Here is a 19,168-nt window from a genome sequence, read left to right on the forward strand (position 1 = left end):
TTAAGCCTCGCCCCTTGAACGTTCGGTTCCCATATGTGCTTGCATGGCGCCGGGATGGCGCGAAGCCGGGAGCCGAAACGCTGACGTTTCGGAGCAATTTCATGTTTGGCTGGTTCGAACAGCGACTCAATCCTTTTCCGAGCGAGGAGCCCGTCGCTCCGCCGAAGGGGCTTTTTGCCTTTTGCTGGCACTACAGCAAGCCGGCAGCACCCTGGCTCGGCCTGATGGCGATGCTGACGGCCTCGATCGCTGTCGGCGAAGTGGCGCTCTTCCAGTTTCTCGGCGATATCGTCGACTGGCTGACCAATGCCGACCGCGCCACTTTCCTGCAGACGGAGGGCCACAAGCTTTTCTGGATGGCGGCGCTGGTGCTGGTCGGCTTGCCGCTGGCGGCCGGGCTCGATTCCCTCATCATGCACCAGATGCTGCTCGGCAATTATCCGATGAGCGCCCGCTGGCAGATGCACCGCTTCCTGCTGCGCCACAGCATGACGTTCTTCGCCAACGAGTTTGCCGGGCGTGTCGCCACCAAGGTGATGCAGACCTCGCTTGCCGTGCGCGAAACGGTGATGAAGATCCTCGACGTCTTCGTCTATGTCGTGACTTACTTCCTGACGATGATCATCGTGATTGCGGCGGCCGACTGGCGGCTGATGATCCCGATCCTCGTCTGGCTCGCGGTCTATATCAGCATCGTCGCCTATTTCGTGCCGCGGCTTCGCAAGATCGCGGCGCAGCAGGCGGATGCACGCTCGATGATGACGGGGCGCGTGGTCGACAGCTACACCAACATCGCAACCGTCAAGCTGTTTTCGCATGCCGGCCGCGAGGAGGTCTATGCCAAGGAGGGCATGGACGAGTTCCTGCAGACCGTGCACAGGCAGATGCGCAAGGTGACGCTGTTCCACATCTGCGTCTACCTGAACAACTGCGTTGCGCTCTTCGTCGTCTCCGGCCTGTCGATCTGGTTCTGGCTGAACGGGGCGATCTCAGTCGGCGCGATCGCCATTGCCATCGGTCTTGCCATGCGCGTCAACGGCATGTCGCAATGGATCATGTGGGAAGTCTCGGCGCTGTTCGAGAATATCGGCACGGTCTATGACGGCATGGAGATGATGAGCAAACAGCATGACATCGTCGACAAGCCGGGGGCACCCGTCCTGACGGCGAAGAAAGGCGCAATCCACTACGATCGCATCCGCTTCCACTACGGCAAGAGCAAGGGTGTCATCGACAATCTGTCGCTCGACATCAAGGCGGGCGAGAAGGTCGGTCTCGTCGGTCGCTCCGGCGCCGGCAAGACGACGCTGATGAACCTGCTGCTGCGCTTCTACGATCTGGAGAGCGGCCGTATCACCATCGACGGGCAGGATATATCAGGCGTCTCGCAGGAAAGCCTGCGCTCGCTGATCGGCGTGGTGACGCAGGACACCTCGCTGCTGCATCGCTCGATCCGTGACAACATCGCCTATGGCCGGCCGGAGGCGACCGATGCCGAGGTGATCGAGGCCGCCAAACGCGCCAATGCCTGGGAGTTCATCGAGGGGCTCGTCGACATGCAGGGCCGCGCCGGGCTCGACGCGCAGGTCGGCGAACGCGGCGTCAAGCTGTCAGGCGGCCAGCGGCAGCGCATCGCGATCGCCCGTGTCTTCCTCAAGGACGCGCCGATCCTGGTGCTCGACGAGGCAACCTCGGCGCTCGATTCGGAAGTCGAGGCGGCGATCCAGGAAAACCTCTTTGCCCTGATGGAGGGCAAGACGGTGATCGCGATCGCCCACCGGCTTTCAACGCTGACGGAGATGGACCGGCTGATCGTGCTCGACAAAGGCCGGATCATCGAGGCCGGCTCGCACGGCGAATTAATCGAGAGTGGCGGCATCTACGCCGACCTCTGGAACCGCCAGTCCGGCGGCTTCCTCTCCGATCATGCGGAGGAAGCGGAAGAGGCGGCGGAATAAAATGAAAGAGGCCCTCCCTGCGAAAGCGGGAGGGCCTCTTGAAATTTGGGGCGGCTGTGGGTTTGCCGAATGGTTGCCGAAACCCTGAGCGCGTTTGCTGTTATCCGCTCAAAGGCTATCGGCCCAGTCGATCACGCGGTCATGTTCAACGATGACGATGGTGTTGGCGGCTGCGATCGTGCGCAGCGCCACGATGCGGCGGCGCTCTTCCTGGTCGAGCCAGGCGGCGATGGCCTCGGTCACGATCTCGTCGCGCGGCATCGCCAGGTCGATGGCCAGGGCATCGAGCCTCTCTGCGAGCGGAAGCGGAATATGCGCATCGAGCATTTTCGTTTCCATGAAACTTATCTCCGGTGAAGCGCCATCGTAGTGTCAGATTGTGACCGGTTCGGGGGCAATCAATAGCGATGCCGCCGATGTTATCGATCATTACGAAAATATAAGGTTTGTCGGCATTTCATTCTCTTTGCCGGTCCTCCTAATCCGCCTATATCGCTTTCTATGATCTTAAGCCCCATCCTCCGCCTGTTCGAGACCTGGATCGATCCGTTTCGTCCACGCGCCAATCTCCAGCCTCCGCGCTCGACGCTCGGATTCATCTGGTTCTATATCGGCCAGGCGAAGATGCCCTTCATCGCCATGCTCGTTCTCGGCGGCACGTCGGCAGCGATCGAGGCGGCGCTCTTCTGGTTCGTCGGGCGGCTGGTCGATATCCTCGGCAGCATCACGCCCGGCACCGGCTGGAGCGGTCTTCTCGCAGCCCATGGCGGCGAGCTCTTCGGCATGCTCGCTCTCATCGGGATCGTGCGCTTCGTCGTCGCCTTCCTGATCGCGCTTGTCGATCAGCAGGTGATCACACCTGGTTTCTACAATCTAGCACGTTGGCAATCCTATCTCCATGTCTCAAGGCAGTCTTTGTCGTTCTTCCAGAGCGATTTCTCCGGACGCATCGTCACCAAGGTCTGGTCGGCAGGGCAGGCGACCGGCGATCTTGTTACCTCGCTGATGGAAAGCGTCTGGTTCGTCGGCATTTATGCCGCGACGACGCTCGTGCTTGTCGCCCGGCTGGACTTTTCCCTTGCCGCTGTCGTGCTGTTCTGGCTTGGCGCCTTCGGCCTGCTTGCTCGCCACTTCGTTCCGCGGATCCGCCATCATTCGCGCGAAACCGCGGAGGCCGGATCGATGCTGAACGGCCGGATGGTCGATTCCTACAGCAATATGCAGACGCTGAAGCTATTTGCCCGCGATGAGGAGAGCGACCGCTATATGCGGCAGGGCTTCGACATCTATCAGGACACCGTGCTGCGCTTCACGCGGTTCATCACCGGCGTCAGGGCCTCGATGGCGCTGCTCTCCGGCCTGATGATCGTGACGATGGCGGGGTTGAGCGTCGATCTCTGGCTGCGCGGCCTGGTCAGCTCCGGTGCGGTGGCCTTCTCGCTGGCGCTGGTGCTCCGGCTGAATTTCCTGCTTGGGCGGCTGATGACGCAGTTCAACGGCATCATGCGCAATCTCGGCACCATCCAGAATGCCGCCGAGCTGATCTCCCAGCCGCTGGGGCTCGTCGATCGGGCCGAAGCGAAGAACCTGGTGATCCGGCAGCCGGGTATTCGTTTCGACAATGTTTCCTTCCGCTACGGCAAAGATCACCAGCCGGTCGTCGAAAATTTCTCGCTCACCATCCGCCCGGGCGAAAAGGTCGGGATCGTCGGCCGTTCCGGCGCGGGGAAATCGACGCTGATGAACCTGCTGCTGCGCCTCTACGATATTCAGGACGGCCGCATCCTCGTCGACGGCCAGGATATAGCAGCCGTGACACAGGAAACCCTGAGGATGCAGATCGGCGTCGTCAGCCAGGACACGTCGCTGCTGCATCGTTCGGTGCGCGACAATATCCTGTTCGGCCGGCCGGATGCCGGCGAGGAGCGGCTGGTCGAGGCGGCCAGGCGCGCCGAAGCCATCGACTTCATCGAGCGCCTGCAGGATCAGCAGGGCCGCAGAGGTTTTGATGCGCATGTCGGCGAACGCGGCGTCAAACTGTCGGGCGGCCAGCGCCAGCGCATCGCCATTGCCCGGGTCATGCTGAAGGACGCCCCGATCCTCGTTCTCGACGAGGCGACGTCGGCGCTCGATTCGGAAGTGGAGGAAGCGATCCAGTCCAATCTTCATCGGATCATGGAAGGCAAGACCGTGCTCGCGATCGCCCATCGGCTGTCGACGATTGCAGCACTCGACCGGCTGATCGTCGTCGATCTCGGCCGGATCATCGAGGAGGGCAGCCACGACGAACTGCTTCGCCGCGGCGGGCTCTATGCCGAACTCTGGGCGCGTCAGTCCGGCGGCTTCCTGGCGACGGACGAGGATCCGAGCTCAGGGATCGACGACGAATTCCGCCATCAGGCCAAAATGATTTGAACCGAAACTGTCCTTGATGCGGCGGACCGATTTCAGCCGCAGAGGCGCTTTGCTGAAGACGTGATCGATCGGGATGCCGAAGGCGCCTGCAGCGATCGGCCATGTCGCCGGCTCCTGCGATACCGTGCCCAGGCCCTGGCTGCGCATGAGATACTGCACGTCGGGCGCCAGGATGGACGTATTGAAGTCACCGGCAAGGACAAGCGGTCCCGGCAGGGTCGGGATGATCTCGGCGAGATCTTCGATCTCAAGGCCATGGAATTCGTCATAATAGGGCTTGGTCAGGTGCGCCGCGAGGAAATTGACCTTCTGACCGTCGAAATCGACCGTCGCGATCGTCAGCCGGTTGCGCCAGAGCAGCCCGAGATTGCGGATGCGGGGTTCGATGAGCGGGCGCTTCGACAGCACCAGCGTATCGCATTCCTGCATGCCGACACCGCAGCCGATGTAATAAGGATAGGTCTTCAAGAGCCGTGGCAGTTCCGACAAAACCGGTTCGGCCTCCAGGATGTTGACGACATCGGCGCCGGAGGCGATGGCCATGTCGGCGATATCAGCGCCGTTGGCGAAATTATCGTTCTCGATATTGAAAGACATCAGCTTGAAGAGGGCCGGGCGGTTCTCTTCGACAGCGGGTTCGACGAATTCGCGCATCATCACGATGCCGTGGACGGCAAGGACCACGGATACGCTAAGCGTCAGCAGCGCATACCAGTGCCGTTTGATGAGAAGGGCTGCGATAGACGCCGCCGCTGCGGCCACTGCCAGATGGACCTGGAAGCTGTAAAAGAAGGAAAGCAGATAGAAATCTTTGACGTAGCGCAGCGAGACGATGGCGAGAACGAGGGTTGTGAGAACGCTGAATACGCAAAAAATCGTGTCTCTCATCCGCTCCGGTCCGGCTCGTTGACGTGGCTGCGACTGCGCCTATCACGGCGGCCCTTTTGTTGCAATGCAGCATAATGGCAAGCGTGTGTTTGCCTTAAAAAATTCATCGGAAATTCCCGCGACATTGTGCCCTCGTCCCCTTGCCAAGACTGGACATAATTTGCGATCAAGCTTAGAACGCGCCGGATTGCCCGGTGAATCTATGGCCGAATTGTGTCCAGATCGATTCGCCGGCAGAGGGGGCAGGGCGGAATTCCGCAATAATTGCGCAGAGGATGGTTAGGCCGTGAGCGAACACGTAACGACAAGCGAGGCTTCGACAGAGCCTACTCGCCGTGATTTCCTTTATCTCACCACTGGTATGGCGGGCGCTGTCGGCGCCGTTGCGGTTGCCTGGCCGTTCATCGACCAGATGCGCCCGGACGCATCGACGCTGGCACTCGCCTCTATCGAAGTCGACGTTGCGAGCCTCGAGCCCGGCATGTCGCTGACGGTGAAGTGGCGCGGCAAGCCGATTTTCATCCGCAACCGTACGCCCGAGGAAGTGAAGGCCGCCGCCGATGTTCCGCTGGCCGATCTCAAGGATCCGGTTGCCCGCAACGCGAACCTTCCGCCTGAAGCTCAGGCAACCGGTGTCGACCGTTCCGGCGGCAAGGACAAGGAAAACTGGATCGTCATGATCGGCACCTGCACCCATCTCGGCTGCGTTCCGCTCGGGCAGGCCGGCGAATACAACGGTTGGTTCTGTCCCTGCCATGGCTCGGTCTACGATACGGCCGGCCGCATCCGTAAGGGTCCTGCGCCGCAGAATCTGGCGATTCCGACCTTTTCATTTATATCCGATACCAAGATCAAGATCGGTTGAGGGGAGACTGATTCATGAGTGGCCATTCCAGCTACGAGCCATCAACCGGCTTGGAAAAATGGGTCGATGCGCGCCTTCCGCTGCCGCGCATGGTCTATGACAGCTTTATTGCTTATCCGGTTCCGCGGAACCTGAACTATGCCTATACTTTCGGCGCCATGCTCGCCGTCATGCTGGTGGTGCAGATCCTGACGGGCGTGACGCTCGCCATGCATTACGCCGCCGACACGACGATCGCCTTCAACTCCGTTGAAAAGATCATGCGCGACGTCAATCATGGCTGGCTGCTGCGCTACATGCATGCCAACGGCGCCTCCTTCTTCTTCGTTGCGGTCTACCTGCACATTGCCCGCGGCCTCTATTACGGCTCGTACAAGGCGCCGCGCGAAATCCTCTGGATCCTCGGCGTCGTCATCTACCTGCTGATGATGGCGACCGGCTTCATGGGCTATGTTCTGCCCTGGGGGCAGATGTCCTTCTGGGGCGCGACCGTCATCACCGGCTTCTTCTCGGCCTTCCCGCTGGTCGGCGAATGGATCCAGCAGTTCCTGCTCGGCGGCTTTGCCGTCGATCAGCCGACGCTGAACCGCTTCTTCTCGCTGCACTACCTGCTGCCCTTCATGATCGCCGGCGTCGTCGTCCTGCACATCTGGGCGCTGCACGTCGTCGGCCAGACCAACCCGACAGGCGTCGAGGTCAAGACGAAGACCGATACGGTGCGCTTCACGCCCTATGCAACGATGAAGGATGCGCTCGGCGTCTCCATCTTCCTGCTGGTCTATGCCTATTTCGTCTTCTACCTGCCGAACTTCCTCGGCCATGCCGACAACTACATCCCGGCCGACCCGTTGAAGACGCCGGCCCACATCGTTCCGGAATGGTACTTCCTGCCCTTCTACGCGATGCTGCGCTCGATCACCTTCAACATCGGCCCGATCGACTCCAAGCTCGGCGGCGTGCTGGTGATGTTCGGTGCGATCATTGTGCTGTTCTTCCTGCCCTGGCTCGACACGTCGAAGGTCCGTTCGGCCGTCTACCGTCCCTGGTACAAGCTGTTCTACTGGCTGTTCGTGATCAATGCGATCATCCTCGGCTGGCTCGGTTCGCAGCCGGCGGAAGGCGACTTCATCTGGATTTCTCAGATCTGCACGCTCCTCTACTTCGCTTTCTTCCTGGTCGCGATGCCAGTTCTCGGCCTGGTGGAAACGCCGCGCCGTATCCCGAACTCGATCACCGAAGCGGTGCTCGAAAAGCGCAACAAGACAGCTGCCGCCAGTGCAGCGGCCAATGCGTAAGCGCGCGACGGAAGGAAACAGAAATATGAAAACGCTTGTTGCAAGCATTCTGCCGCTCGCCGTCGCGGCTCTTCTCGGCAGCGCCGCCTTCGCTGAGGAAGCGGCGCCTGCGAACGGAGCAGCACCCGCCGCCCATCACGCGGAAGGTGCGACGCCACACTATCCGCTGAAGGAGCCGAAGGAGGAAGAGTGGACTTTTGCCGGTCCGTTCGGCCATTACGACAAGGCTCAGCTGCAGCGCGGCCTCAAGGTCTATACCGAAGTCTGTTCCGCCTGCCATTCGATGAACCTCGTGCCTTTCCGCATGCTGGACGAGCTCGGTTATTCCGAGGCGCAGGTGAAGGCTTTCGCCGCAAACTACGAGGTCCAGGACGGCCCGAACGCCGCCGGCGAAATGTTTACCCGCAAGGCGGTTCCTTCCGACCACTTCCCGTCGCCCTTCGCCAATGCGGAGGCGGCCGCCGCTGCCAACAACGGTGCGGCTCCGCCCGACTTTTCGCTGATCGCCAAGGCCCGCGAAGTCGAGCGCGGCTTCCCGCGTTTCGTCGGCGACATCTTCACGCAGTATCAGGAAAACGGCCCGGATTACATCCACGCGCTGCTGACCGGCTATGAAGAGCCGCCGGCCGGCTTCGAGATACAGCAGGGCCAGCATTACAACCCGTATTTCCATGCCGCCGCCGTCCTCGCCATGCCGAAGCCGCTTTCCGACGGCCAGGTGACCTATGACGACGGCGCGCCGGCGACCGTCGACCAGTATTCGAGAGACGTCTCCGCCTTCCTGATGTGGGCCGCCGAGCCGCATCTCGAGGAGCGCAAGCGCACCGGTTTCATGGTCATGATCTTCCTGGCGATCTTCACTCTGCTGATCTATCTGACGAAGCGCTCGGTCTACGCCAACAAGGAACACTGACCGGTTCCCGATCGACATTCAAAAGGCGGCCTTGGCCGCCTTTTTTGTTGGTTCCGCCCCTGGCAATTGATAGGGTGCGGCCAGTTTCATGCCCTAAAGCGTGTCGCGATCTTTCAGATTCTCTTGCCACGCTTTAGGTCTTTGGTTTTGCGCATGTCGTGACCGCAAAACCGCTGCACACTTTTGCGCGACATGCTTTAGCAGAATATGGACTTGCCATGGACAATACGATTTCGGAGCTCGCAGCCAGCATTCGCTCCATTCCCGACTACCCCAAGCCCGGCATCATCTTCCGTGACATCACCACGCTGCTCGGCAACCCCCGCGCTTTCCGCCGGGCGGTCGATGAACTCGTGCAGCCTTATGCGGGCACGAAGATCGACAAGATCGCCGGCATGGAGGCGCGCGGCTTCATTCTCGGCGGCGCTGTGGCGCACCAGCTTTCCTCGGGCTTCGTGCCGATCCGCAAGAAGGGCAAGCTGCCGCATGATACCGTGCGCATCGCCTATAGCCTGGAATATGGCGTCGACGAGATGGAGATGCATCGCGACGCTGTCCAGCCCGGCGAGAAGGTGATCCTGGTCGACGACCTGATCGCCACCGGCGGCACCGCCGTCGGTGCGACCAAACTGCTGCGCCAGATCGGCGCGGAGGTGGTCGGCGCCTGCTTCGTTATCGATTTGCCGGACCTTGGCGGTCGCAGAAAGCTGGAAGAGCTCGGCGTCAACGTGCACACGCTGGTCGAATTCGCCGGACACTGAGCGCGTATTCCGACGAGGTCAGTCGAATTCCAGCACGCCGCTTTCGAAGCGCATGACGGCATCACCGTTCTGGTTGACGCCCTCGCAGAGGATGGTGTTGAGGTGCCAGCCCGGCCGCGACGCGAGCGGCCGGCTGGCGAGGAGGGCGACGGAATAGGTCACGGCGTCGCCCGGGAAAACCGGCCGCAGCCATTGCAGTTTCTGGAAACCCGGCGAGGGGCCGAGGTTCGGCGCCGTCAGACCCTTGTGCGCCAGTGCGACGCTCTGGCTTTTCCAGAAGGCGAGGAAGGTCCGCATCCAGGCGGCGGTGGTGTGCCAGCCCGAAGCGCAAAGGCCGCCGAATAGGGTATCTTTGGCGGCTTCCTTGTCGACGTGAAAACGCTGCGGATCGTAACGTCTGGCGAAGCGGATGATGTTTTCCTCGGTGAAGGTGTAGCTGCCGATCTCGGCCTTTTCGCCGACGGCGTAAAGTTCGGACATTCTCATGCTGTCGTCTCCGGGCTCGCGCTGATGCCGGGGGCAGGTCGCATGCGGATCATGACCGAATTCTCCGAGAGACAAACGAGTTCGCCGCGCTGGTTTTCCAACTCGTGGCGGAACTTGGCGATGCCCAGGCCGGGACGCGAGCGCATCGGCCGGGCTTCGAGCACGGTCGAGTGGCCCTGCAGCGTATCGCCTGCCAGCACCGGCTTTCGCCATTCCATCAGATCGATGCCCGGCGCACCCTCGCAGAGCGCGTTCAGGATATAGCTGTCGGCCATCATGCGCATCAGCATCGAGGAGGTATGCCAGCCGGAAGCGGCGAGCCCGCCGAGAATGCTGGCGCGGCCGGCGGCCTCGTCGACATGCATCGGCTGCGGGTCGAACTCCCGTGCAAACTCGATGATTTCTTCGGCGAGCACCAGCTTCGGGCCGAGGGCGAAGCGGCGACCAGGTTCAAAATCCTCGAAGGAAAGCTTTTCTGCCGACATTCGCTCCTCCGCCATATCAAGCGCACAATGCTTACAATAGCATCGGGGCGGGCTCAATGATTCCGGGGAGATAAACCGGCATGACGGAACTGAGGTCGATACTCGACGAGGCGGCGCGCCAAGGGCTGATTTCGTCGGAGGCGGGTGGGCGGCTTCTGCCGTTTCTCATCGAGCGCGGCGTGGCTGTCGCCGCAGCGCAGCCGGCGATCGCAGCCGAGGGGCAGGCATGGTCGGATACGGAGACGCCGCGTTTCGTGCGAGGCTTCCACGACGTGCTGATCACCATCGGCGTTATCGTCGCGCTCGTCGGCCTCTGGGGCCTTGCGCCGCTTTACGCCGTGCCGCCTGCCATCATCGTGCTTTCGGAAATCCTGGTGCGCCGCCAGCGACTTGCCTTGCCGGCGGTCAGCCTGGCGATCGCCCTGTTCTGCTGGACATTTTTGCTGATGTCCCGGGTTTTCACGCCGTGGACTTCCCAAATCGGGGCTGATCTGACGCAGTTCGTCGCCGGCTTCCCGATTCTTCTCGGCGTCTACTATGCGCGCTATCGCGTGCCCTTGGCGCTGGCGCTCGCCATCATGTCGACGCTCGCCCTGGTACTCACCCTGCTTTTGCGCCTGGTGCAATGGCTAAGCGGCAATCCCGCATTTTTCGTCGATCATCTTGCCCTGCTGGCCGGGATCTCCCTCGTCTGCGCGCTCGGCCTCTTCGCGACGGCGCTCTATTTCGACCTCGGCGACCGGCTGCGCCGGACGACGCGCTCGGATATCGCTTTCTGGCTACATCTAGGCGCGGCGCCGGCGCTGCTCTACAGCACCGTTTCCCTGCTGTCTGTAGGGGAAAGCGGTCGTATCTTCGATCTGGCGAACATGTCGGCTCGAACGCCTGTGGTCGTCGCGACTGTGGCGGCGCTGATGCTGATCGGCCTCGTCATCGACCGCCGCGCCTTCGTCACCTCGGGGCTGCTGTCGCTCGGTGTCGCGATCTTCAGCGTCTTCCGGCACGGAAGCGCGACTGTCGACACCTATATCTATACCACGCTGATCGTCGTCGGCGCGATCGTATTGATCATCGGCACCGGCTGGATGCCGCTTCGACGGCAGGTGCTGCGCGCACTGCCGCCGGCAATCGCAAACAGGCTGCCGCCGGGTTGAGGCGGTAGCCTGTCTACTTAAAGCGCGTAGCGATCTTTCAGATTCGCTTGCCGCGCTTTAAGTCTTTGTTTTTACGCATGTCTTTATCGCAAAACCGCGCACACTTTTGCGCGACATGCTCTAGGTATTGAAGCGGAAGTGGATGACGTCGCCGTCCTGGACGACATATTCCTTGCCTTCGTCGCGCGCCTTGCCGGCATCCTTGGCGCCGACTTCGCCATTGTATTTGATGTAGTCTTCATAGGCGATGGTATTGGCGCGGATGAAGCCGCGCTCGAAATCCGAATGGATGACGCCGGCGGCCTGCGGCGCCTTGGTGCCGCGCTCGATCGTCCAGGCGCGCGTTTCCTTCGGACCGACGGTGAAGTAGGTGATGAGGTGGAGCAGCTTGTAGCCGGCGCGGATCAGCCGGTCGAGACCGGCCTCATCGAGATCGAGGGCGGAGAGGAATTCTTTGGCCTCCTCCTCTGGAAGCTGGGCGACCTCGGCCTCGATCGCCGCCGAGATGACGACGGTCTCGGCACCCTGTTCCCTGGCCATGACGGCGACGGCCTCGGTGAATTCGTTGCCGCTCGAAGCCTCGGCCTCAGCGACGTTGCAGACGTAGAGCACCGGATGCGAGGTCAGAAGGTTGAGACCCTTGAGGATGGCGATTTCCTCGGCGTCGAGCGTCGACAGCAGCGTGCGCACCGGCTTGCCTTCGTTGAGCAGTTTCAGAGAGGCTTCCATGATCGGCAGCATCGCCATCGAATCCTTGTCCTTGCTCGTGGCGCGCTTGCGCGTCTGCTCGGTGCGGCGCTCCAGGCTTTCGAGGTCGGCGAGCATCAGCTCGGTCTCGATCGTCTCGGCATCGGCCACAGGATTGATGCGGCCCTCGACATGGGTGATGTCGCTGTCTTCGAAGCAGCGCAGCACATGGACGATGGCATCGACTTCGCGGATATTGGCGAGGAACTGGTTGCCGAGGCCTTCACCCTTCGAGGCGCCGCGCACCAGGCCGGCAATGTCGACGAAGGAGATGCGGGTCGGGATCAGCTCCTTCGACTTGGCGATGTCGGCAAGCTTGCGCATGCGCGGATCGGGCACGGCGACTTCGCCGGTGTTCGGCTCGATGGTGCAGAAGGGATAGTTCGCTGCCTGTGCCGCCGCCGTCTTGGTGAGCGCGTTGAAGAGGGTCGATTTGCCGACGTTCGGCAGACCGACGATGCCGCATTTGAAGCCCATGGCTTGATGTCCGTATCTGTGAAAACTTTGCCCCTGCCTATGGGGGAACACCTTTCCCCGGTCAAGGGTCCATGAAATTAAAGCTCCATTGAAAGTAAGGCAAAGTTGCCTTACTTTCAATGGAGCGGGAGTGTTGTGATGGTCAGGCTCAAGGTTACGGCGAAAGGTCAGGTGACCCTCAAGAAAGAGGTTCTCGACCATCTTGGGGTAGCGCCCGGTGACGAGATCGAGATCGATCTCCTGACGAGGGGCAGTGGAAATATCCATGCGATCAAGCCGATGGTGCCTATCGAGCGCCTCTTCGGCATGTTCTCGCACAAGGCCGACAGAGCCTATTCCATCGATGAAATAAATGAGGCGATCGAGGCTGGATGGGCTGGCGAGGACAAGGTTTGAAGGTCGTCGTCGATACGAACATTCTCGTGCGGATGTTCACGCGGGACCATCCTGTCGAGAGTCCGAAGGCCGAAGAGTTCCTTCGGTCCTACAGGATCGTCGTGCCGAACCAGACTCTTTGCGAATTAGTCTGGGTTCTTCAACGGCTCTATAAATTCGATGCAGCTGAAGTGAAGCAGGCGGTAACATATCTCGCAGATGCGGAGACGGTCACACTCGATCGTGCCGCTGTTGCAAGTGGTCTTTTGTACTTGGAGGCTGGCGGCGATTTCGCGGATGGCATCATTGCGTTCGAAGGCGAAAGGCTCGGCGGAGAAAGCTTTGCGACATTCGACAGGAAAGCGGCTGCCATCCTTCGAAAAGCCGGCCAGAATTGCCTCCTGCTCTCCGCCGAATGATCCGTTATTGAACTGCTGTGCTGACGGTGCAATATATTATCGGCGGATGTTTTTCCGCTTTTTCATGTCATCAACGGGGTGGATTTTCCGATGAGTGACAATGACGTCGCCCTGAAACCGAAGATCAAGGTGAAGCCGAAGCTGGACAAGCCGAAGCTCTACAAGGTCATTCTCGTCAATGACGATTATACGCCGCGCGAAATCGTCATCGTGATCCTGAAGGCGGTCTTCCGCATGAGCGAGGAGACCGGCTACCGGGTGATGATGACCGCGCACAAGCTCGGTTCCTGCGTGGTCGTGGTCTGCGTCAGGGACATCGCCGAGACCAAGGCCAAGGAGGGCATCGACCTTGCCAAGGGCATGGGCTTTCCGCTGATGTTCACCACCGAACCCGAGGAATGATGGTGCGCAGACACGCCTGGGCTCAGGGCCGGCGGATCTGATAGCCGGGCTTGTCGCTGATGAAGCCGCAATTCTCATAGAAGCGCAGCGTCGCCGGGTTCTTCGAGCTGGTGAGCAGCATCACCTTGTAGCAGCCGCTCTTCCAGGCCTCAGTCACCGCATGGCCGATGACGGCGCCGGCATAACCGCGCCGGCGGTGGTCGGCGTGGGTGACCACGTTCTCAATCAGCGCATAGGAGGCGCCGTTCCGCGTCAGGTTCGGCACGACGATCAGGGTGGCGGTGGCAGCGGCGAGGCCGCCGGCAAAGCCGATGAATACAGTCATGCCGGGCTGGGCGAGGATGGCGGAGAACCGCTCTTCGGCCATGGCATCTTCGAGAAGCGGATCGGCCGGGTTCAAATGCCGGTAGAGCACGGTCAGCCCCGAGAGATCGCCTGATGCGGCGGGGCGGATGGCGAAATCCCGGTCCAAGTCGTGATCCGGCACGCGCATCATTCCCCTTTGTTGCCGAACATCTTCTTCAGCATCTCGGCCATCGGCCCGGTGACGGGAAGTTTCGGCTGATTGCTGTTGCGGGCTTGGCGGATATGCGACTGGCCGGCCGGCTTCTTCTCGCTTTCCTTCCGCGGTTTCTCCTCCTCGGCCTTGCCGCCGAGCGCCAGCGCGATCTTGTTCATCAGCTGCGAATCCTCGTTTCGCACCAGCATGTCGGCATTGTCGGCGAGTGTATCGAGCAGCGGCTCCAGCCAGACCTTGTCGGCCTTGGCGAAATCGCCGAGCACATGATTCTGCACCATTTCCTTGACGCCGGGATGGCCGATGCCGAGGCGCAGCCGCCGGTATTCCTTACCGCAATGGGCGTCCAGCGATTTGATGCCGTTGTGGCCGCCATGGCCGCCGCCGGTCTTCAGTCGCGCTTTGCCCTGGGGAAGGTCGAGTTCGTCGTAGATTGCGACAAGGTCGGCAGGCTGGAGCTTGTAGAAGCGCATCGCCTCGCCGACGGACTCGCCGGAGAGGTTTATGAAGGTCTGCGGCTTGATCAGCAGCACTTTCTCGCCGCCGAGCTCGCCCTCGGCGATCTCGGCCCTGAACTTCTTCGACCAGGGCGAGAAGCTGTGACGCCTATGAATGGCGTCGACGGCCATGAAGCCGATATTGTGGCGGTTGCCGGCGTATTTGCCGCCGGGATTGCCGAGACCCGCGATGATCAGCATGGCCTGTCTTCCCTCGCTTGAGCATGTCGCGCAAAAATGTGCAGCGGTTTTGCGATCACGACATGCTAGAAATCAGAGACCTAAAGCGCGGGCCAAGCGAATCTGAAAGATCGCGCCGCGCCTTGGAGCTTTCCTGAGTTCACCACCCGGAAACGAAAGCAAAGTCAAGCGGAAAGGGCAACGGCCTGCCGGGCGGTGTCAGTCCGACAGGTTCATGCCGTATTTCAGGTAGATCTGTTTCTGGTCGCCATCGGCGATCAGCTTGTCGAGAGCAGCCTGCATCCTGGCGCGCAGATCGTCCGGAAAGTTCTTCTCGCAAGCGATGCCCATCGGCTGGGCGGACAGCACGGTCACCAATTCCACCGGCTGGTCGGCCTTCAGCTTTTCAAAATAGAGTTCAGAGATCGGCATCATGTCGATGCGCCCGCCAAGCAGCTTGCGTAGCGTCGCGTTGAAGTCGCTGGCGACGTCGAGCTTGGTGAAGCCCTTATCCTTCAGGATCGTCTCGGTGTAATCCTCGCGCTGGGTGCCGATCGTATATTTCTTCGCCTCGTCCAGATTGGCGGCGGTGACCCCCGAGCCCTTACGGGTAATCAGGATGTTGCGGTCGATGAGCAGCGGCTCGATCCATTTGAACAAGGGGTCGCGCGCGCTGTTGTGGGCGGTCGCAAAGACGCAGGTCATCGGCGCCGTGCGGGCAAGGCCATAGGCGCGCGCCCAAGGCATGACCTCGAGCGTGTAATCGACACCGATCGCTGCCATCACCTTTTCGACCTGCTCGACAGTCGCGCCCTTGATCTCCTTGCCTTCGCGATAGTTGAAGGGGGCATAATCCTCGGTAGTGAAAGTCACCGTCTGCGCATGGGCAGCACAGGGCAGTGCCAGGCATGCGAGAAGCAGGAGCTTTTTCATCATATCAATCTCCTTCGTTCTTCATTCACGAGGCGCGTGCCACGGCCGATGGTGAGCCCACCAGTTGCTCGATGAGCGTGGTTGCATGCTGCGGACGATGGAAGAGGTAGCCCTGGCCATAATCAAGCCCCATCTGGTGGAGCGTGCGGCATTCCTCTTCGGTCTCGATGCCCTCGGCGATGACGGTGCAGTTCATCTTGTGCGAGAGCGTGGTAATGCCCTCGATCAGCATGCGGCTCTTCTGGCGCACATCGTCGTCGCCGTCGTTGATCGCGCGGGTGAAGGACTGGTCGATCTTGATGATATCGACAGGGAAGCGGTTGAGGTAGCTCAGCGATGAATAGCCGGTGCCGAAATCGTCCAGCGCGATGCGGCAGCCGAAACGGCGAAGCTCCGTGACGATCATGCGGATTTGCGGGTTGTCGTGCATCAGCACGGCCTCGGTGATCTCGACGACGATGCGCTCGGGGCGGATGCCATGGCGACCGACGATGGCGGCGAGGCGGGCCGGCAGCGCCGGCTCGAACTGAAGCGGCGAGAAGTTGATGGCGAGATAGGTATCCTGCATGCCTGATATGCGGGAAATCTTCGCGAGATTGGCGATCGCCTTTTCCATGATGACGTTGCCGACGCGGACGATCTTTGCGGTCTCTTCGGCGACGCTGATGATCTCGGCCGGCGGCATTAAGCCCTTCTGCGGATGGTTGAGGCGCATCAGCGCTTCGAAACCGGCAATGCCACGACCGTTCAGATTGACGATCGGCTGCAGGAAGGCCTCGAACCAGTTGTCGACGAGGCCGGCTTCGATATTGGCTTCGATCTCGGCGCGGCTGCGGGCACGGTCGAGCATGGCGTTGTCGAAGAGCTGCGCGCCATTCTTGCCGTCGCGTTTCTTGGCATACATTGCCAAGTCGGACTTCTGCAGCAGTTCGGCCGCGGTTGCGGCATGGTGCGGATAGATGGCGATGCCGACGGAAGCACTCAGATGCATGTCGGGTGCGAACGGCGTTTCGAAGATCGAGGCGATCTGCTCGCACATCATCTTCGCGCGTTTTTCGGCGTCCTTGGCCGGCAGCAGGATGGCAAATTCGTCGCCGCCGAGACGGGCCGCCTCATCGGAGGGGGCAAGAAAGGTCTTAAGGCGTTCGACGAGCTCGACCAGCGCCATGTCGCCGGCGGCATGGCCCATATTGTCGTTGATCCACTTGAAGCGATCGAGATCGACGAAGAGGCAGGCAAGCTCCTGGCCGGCCGCGTCGGCGGCGGCGATCTTGTTGTCGAGCACGGCTTCGAAGCCCTGGCGATTGAGAAGCCCGGTCAGGTGATCGGTGATCGCTTGGCGGTGGTTGCGGTCCTCGGAGGCCTTGAGTTCGGTCACATCGGTCATGACCGAGAGCGACAGGCGGTCGTGAGCGCCGGCTTCCGCCTCCGATTCCATGATGAGGACGTCCATGGTGCGGCCGTCTAGGCAGACGAACTTGACGGTGACGGTCATGCCGCTCTCGGCCTGGCGGCGCCGGACGAACTTGTCGCGGGTGGTCGATGTGACGAGATCGGCGAAGTTGCGGCCGATGACGGCGGCGCGGTTATAACCTGTGGCAAGCAGCCAGTAATCGCTGACGGCGGTGATGCGGTCTTCCTCATCGAGCGAGAAGAGCATGGCGGGGGTCAGATTATAGATGTCGGTGGCGCGGCGGTGGGCGAGCTTCAGCTCCTTTTCCTCGCTTTCAAGCTTGGTCTGCATCTCGTTGAAGCTGCGGGCAAGCCGTCCCATCTCGTCGTTCGACTGCCAGTCGACATGGTGACGGGAGCCCAGCTGGCGGGTGGCCTCGATCGCTGCCGTCAGCCGCATGAGCGGCTGGATGACGAAGAAACGGTTGCCGATCAGCGCCGTGCCGAAAACGGTCAGCACGGCGAAGATGAAGATCGAGATGAAGACGACCTCTTCCTGCTTCAGGCCGGAAAACAGGCCAAGTGCTGGATAATAGACGCTGATGCTGCCGAGGTTCTTCGGGCCGTCGACGGTGTTGTAGATGATGGCGCGCGACACCTGCACGAGCGTGCCGTCGAAGGAGCGCGGAATGGTGGACTGGCTGACGTCGAGTTGGCCCGACTGGTCGCGCACTTCGACCTTGACGATGGCGCCCTGGGAAACGACCGTCGCGCTGATCTGGGTGACGCTGTCTTCATCGAGATCCCAGAGCGGCTTTGCCAGCGCCTGGGCATTGGCGACAAGAAGAACGGAAATATGATCGCGTATTTCCTTGTCGGCCCGTTCCGAGGAAAGAAAAAGGAAGAGAACAAAGAGAGGAGCGACAAAAACAAGCAGCGCTCCGCAAACTATCGCAAAAAATCTGTTCTCAACGGAATTGTTCATGGTTCCGTCTACTCCCCCAGGCCGGCCATATTTGCTGTCGCGCGTTCGGGCAGGCTTCATCGCAGCTGACGGGGCATGCTTTCACGAATATATTAAATTTGCTGAAACGGAGGTCTTTGCCGGGCAATGAAAAGCCCGCTTCCCAGGGGGAAGCGGGCCGTACGCTTTACAAATTGGTCGAAGCGATCAGGCTTCGGCTCCACCTTCGGCAGCAGCCTCGTCAATGCCGCCAGCCGGGGCAATGATGGTCGCGATCGTAAAGTCACGATCGATAACCGTCGTGACGCCCTTCGGCAGGGTGACTTCCGAAATATGGATGCTGTCGCCGATCTTCTTGCCGTTGAGGTCAACGTTGAAGAATTCAGGGATCGCATCGGCCGGGCAATGGACTTCGACTTCGTGACGAACGATGTTCAGAACGCCGCCGACCTTGACGCCCGGGGACTTCTCTTCGTTGATGAAGTGAACGGGGATTTCGACGGTCACCTGGGTGTTGCCGGAGACGCGCAGAAAATCGACGTGCATCGTGAAGTCACGGACCGGATCGAGCTGATAGTCCTTCGGCAGAACCTTGAACTTCTTGCCGTCGACTTCGATCGTCGCCACGGTGGTCATGAAACCACCGGCGTGAATGCGCTTCGTCACCTCATTGGTGTTCAGAGCGATGGCAATGGGGGCCTGCTTGTCACCATAGATGACAGCGGGAATCAAACCGTTGCGGCGAAGTTCACGGGCGGACCCCTTACCAACCCGTTCGCGCGCCTCGGCCTTGAGCTCGTAAGTTTCCTGGCTCATGGCTATTCCTTTCGAGGTTATTTGGAGAGTTCAGCGGCGGGCAAAAGCCTTGTTCCGACGAACCGGAGGCGGGTTTCCCCATCCTCATCCGCGTTGCCTCCAAGGGTGTCTACGCGGACCGGTGGCGTATATTATAAGTCGGTCGGAAACGCAAGTTGCGGATTCAGGCTGTTTTCCGGTGAAATGCGCGCTTCGGCAAGCCGAAACCGCGCCCGAGATCGCGGCGATC

General features: G+C 60.8%; 20 protein-coding genes. 10 read left to right on the forward strand and 10 right to left on the reverse strand.

Features of this window, described 5'->3' with window-relative positions:
• Window positions 1–101 precede the first annotated feature (101 nt).
• On the forward strand, window positions 102–1,958 hold the full coding sequence (locus CO667_RS21340; protein ID WP_097620259.1) for an ABC transporter ATP-binding protein: 1,857 nt from the start codon (window positions 102–104) through the stop codon (window positions 1,956–1,958).
• A gap of 108 nt (window positions 1,959–2,066) precedes the next feature.
• On the opposite strand, the gene CO667_RS21345 is transcribed toward CO667_RS21340, so the two are convergent.
• Window positions 2,067–2,297, reverse strand: coding sequence for a ribbon-helix-helix protein, CopG family (locus tag CO667_RS21345; RefSeq protein WP_097620260.1), 231 nt, complete (start codon window positions 2,295–2,297; stop codon window positions 2,067–2,069).
• Between the two features lie 162 nt (window positions 2,298–2,459).
• Between CO667_RS21345 and CO667_RS21350 the strand changes: the two genes are divergently transcribed.
• The gene (locus CO667_RS21350) at window positions 2,460–4,373 is read left to right on the forward strand and encodes an ABC transporter ATP-binding protein (protein ID WP_097620261.1); all 1,914 of its coding nucleotides are present in this window, start codon (window positions 2,460–2,462) and stop codon (window positions 4,371–4,373) included.
• On the opposite strand, the gene CO667_RS21355 is transcribed toward CO667_RS21350, so the two are convergent.
• Complete coding sequence (locus CO667_RS21355; protein ID WP_097620262.1) at window positions 4,329–5,261, reverse strand: endonuclease/exonuclease/phosphatase family protein; 933 nt, start codon at window positions 5,259–5,261, stop codon at window positions 4,329–4,331. The genes CO667_RS21350 and CO667_RS21355 overlap by 45 nt on opposite strands.
• A 286-nt stretch (window positions 5,262–5,547) precedes the next feature.
• On the opposite strand from CO667_RS21355, the gene petA reads away from it, so the two are divergent.
• The 4 genes from petA to CO667_RS21375 all read left to right on the forward strand — a co-directional run bounded on the left by petA (window position 5,548) and on the right by CO667_RS21375 (window position 9,095).
• Window positions 5,548–6,126: a ubiquinol-cytochrome c reductase iron-sulfur subunit gene (petA, locus tag CO667_RS21360; protein ID WP_003565524.1), complete on the forward strand. Its 579-nt coding sequence runs from the start codon at window positions 5,548–5,550 to the stop codon at window positions 6,124–6,126.
• Between the two features lie 14 nt (window positions 6,127–6,140).
• Window positions 6,141–7,421: a cytochrome b N-terminal domain-containing protein gene (locus tag CO667_RS21365; RefSeq protein WP_097620263.1), complete on the forward strand. Its 1,281-nt coding sequence runs from the start codon at window positions 6,141–6,143 to the stop codon at window positions 7,419–7,421.
• A gap of 25 nt (window positions 7,422–7,446) precedes the next feature.
• Window positions 7,447–8,334: a cytochrome c1 gene (locus CO667_RS21370; RefSeq protein ID WP_097620264.1), complete on the forward strand. Its 888-nt coding sequence runs from the start codon at window positions 7,447–7,449 to the stop codon at window positions 8,332–8,334.
• A 218-nt stretch (window positions 8,335–8,552) separates the two neighbouring features.
• The gene (locus CO667_RS21375; protein WP_097620265.1) at window positions 8,553–9,095 is read left to right on the forward strand and encodes an adenine phosphoribosyltransferase; all 543 of its coding nucleotides are present in this window, start codon (window positions 8,553–8,555) and stop codon (window positions 9,093–9,095) included.
• 18 nt (window positions 9,096–9,113) lie between these two features.
• Here CO667_RS21375 and CO667_RS21380 read toward each other — a convergent pair whose 3' ends face one another.
• Entirely contained in the window at window positions 9,114–9,581 is a 468-nt protein-coding gene (locus CO667_RS21380; protein ID WP_097620266.1) for a MaoC family dehydratase, read from the reverse strand.
• Window positions 9,578–10,066 (reverse strand): MaoC family dehydratase, encoded by a 489-nt coding sequence (locus tag CO667_RS21385; protein WP_097620267.1) that lies wholly within the window; start codon window positions 10,064–10,066, stop codon window positions 9,578–9,580. The genes CO667_RS21380 and CO667_RS21385 overlap by 4 nt, the downstream gene beginning before the upstream one ends.
• Window positions 10,067–10,146: 80 nt before the next feature.
• Between CO667_RS21385 and CO667_RS21390 the strand changes: the two genes are divergently transcribed.
• Window positions 10,147–11,220, forward strand: a complete 1,074-nt coding sequence (locus tag CO667_RS21390) for a hypothetical protein (RefSeq protein ID WP_097620268.1) — start codon at window positions 10,147–10,149, stop codon at window positions 11,218–11,220.
• A 120-nt stretch (window positions 11,221–11,340) separates the two neighbouring features.
• On the opposite strand, the gene ychF is transcribed toward CO667_RS21390, so the two are convergent.
• Window positions 11,341–12,444: a redox-regulated ATPase YchF gene (ychF, locus tag CO667_RS21395; protein WP_097620269.1), complete on the reverse strand. Its 1,104-nt coding sequence runs from the start codon at window positions 12,442–12,444 to the stop codon at window positions 11,341–11,343.
• 138 nt (window positions 12,445–12,582) lie between these two features.
• On the opposite strand from ychF, the gene CO667_RS21400 reads away from it, so the two are divergent.
• The 3 genes from CO667_RS21400 (at window position 12,583) to clpS (ending at window position 13,640) form a co-directional block, all read left to right on the forward strand.
• Window positions 12,583–12,840, forward strand: coding sequence for an AbrB/MazE/SpoVT family DNA-binding domain-containing protein (locus tag CO667_RS21400; protein ID WP_097620270.1), 258 nt, complete (start codon window positions 12,583–12,585; stop codon window positions 12,838–12,840).
• Complete coding sequence (locus CO667_RS21405) at window positions 12,837–13,238, forward strand: type II toxin-antitoxin system VapC family toxin (protein ID WP_245433183.1); 402 nt, start codon at window positions 12,837–12,839, stop codon at window positions 13,236–13,238. Before CO667_RS21400 ends, CO667_RS21405 begins: the two co-directional genes overlap by 4 nt.
• Window positions 13,239–13,328: 90 nt before the next feature.
• A complete protein-coding gene (gene clpS / locus CO667_RS21410) occupies window positions 13,329–13,640 on the forward strand; it encodes an ATP-dependent Clp protease adapter ClpS (protein ID WP_097620272.1) in 312 nt (103 codons plus the stop codon).
• Window positions 13,641–13,662: 22 nt separating this feature from the next.
• Here clpS and CO667_RS21415 read toward each other — a convergent pair whose 3' ends face one another.
• From CO667_RS21415 to CO667_RS21435, 5 genes are all read right to left on the reverse strand, one after another.
• The gene (locus CO667_RS21415) at window positions 13,663–14,136 is read right to left on the reverse strand and encodes a GNAT family N-acetyltransferase (RefSeq protein WP_097620273.1); all 474 of its coding nucleotides are present in this window, start codon (window positions 14,134–14,136) and stop codon (window positions 13,663–13,665) included.
• Window positions 14,133–14,855 carry an aminoacyl-tRNA hydrolase gene (gene pth, locus CO667_RS21420; RefSeq protein ID WP_097620274.1) on the reverse strand — a complete coding sequence of 241 codons (723 nt, stop codon included), beginning with the start codon at window positions 14,853–14,855 and terminating at the stop codon, window positions 14,133–14,135. Before pth ends, CO667_RS21415 begins: the two co-directional genes overlap by 4 nt.
• Window positions 14,856–15,053: 198 nt before the next feature.
• A complete protein-coding gene (locus CO667_RS21425) occupies window positions 15,054–15,767 on the reverse strand; it encodes a transporter substrate-binding domain-containing protein (protein ID WP_097620366.1) in 714 nt (237 codons plus the stop codon).
• A 25-nt stretch (window positions 15,768–15,792) separates the two neighbouring features.
• Complete coding sequence (locus tag CO667_RS21430; RefSeq protein WP_097620275.1) at window positions 15,793–18,144, reverse strand: EAL domain-containing protein; 2,352 nt, start codon at window positions 18,142–18,144, stop codon at window positions 15,793–15,795.
• Window positions 18,145–18,330: 186 nt separating this feature from the next.
• Complete coding sequence (locus CO667_RS21435; RefSeq protein ID WP_097620276.1) at window positions 18,331–18,939, reverse strand: 50S ribosomal protein L25/general stress protein Ctc; 609 nt, start codon at window positions 18,937–18,939, stop codon at window positions 18,331–18,333.
• Window positions 18,940–19,168: the final 229 nt, after the last annotated feature.

Source organism: Rhizobium sp. L43 (genome assembly GCF_002531725.1).
Taxonomy (GTDB): Bacteria; Pseudomonadota; Alphaproteobacteria; order Rhizobiales; family Rhizobiaceae; genus Rhizobium.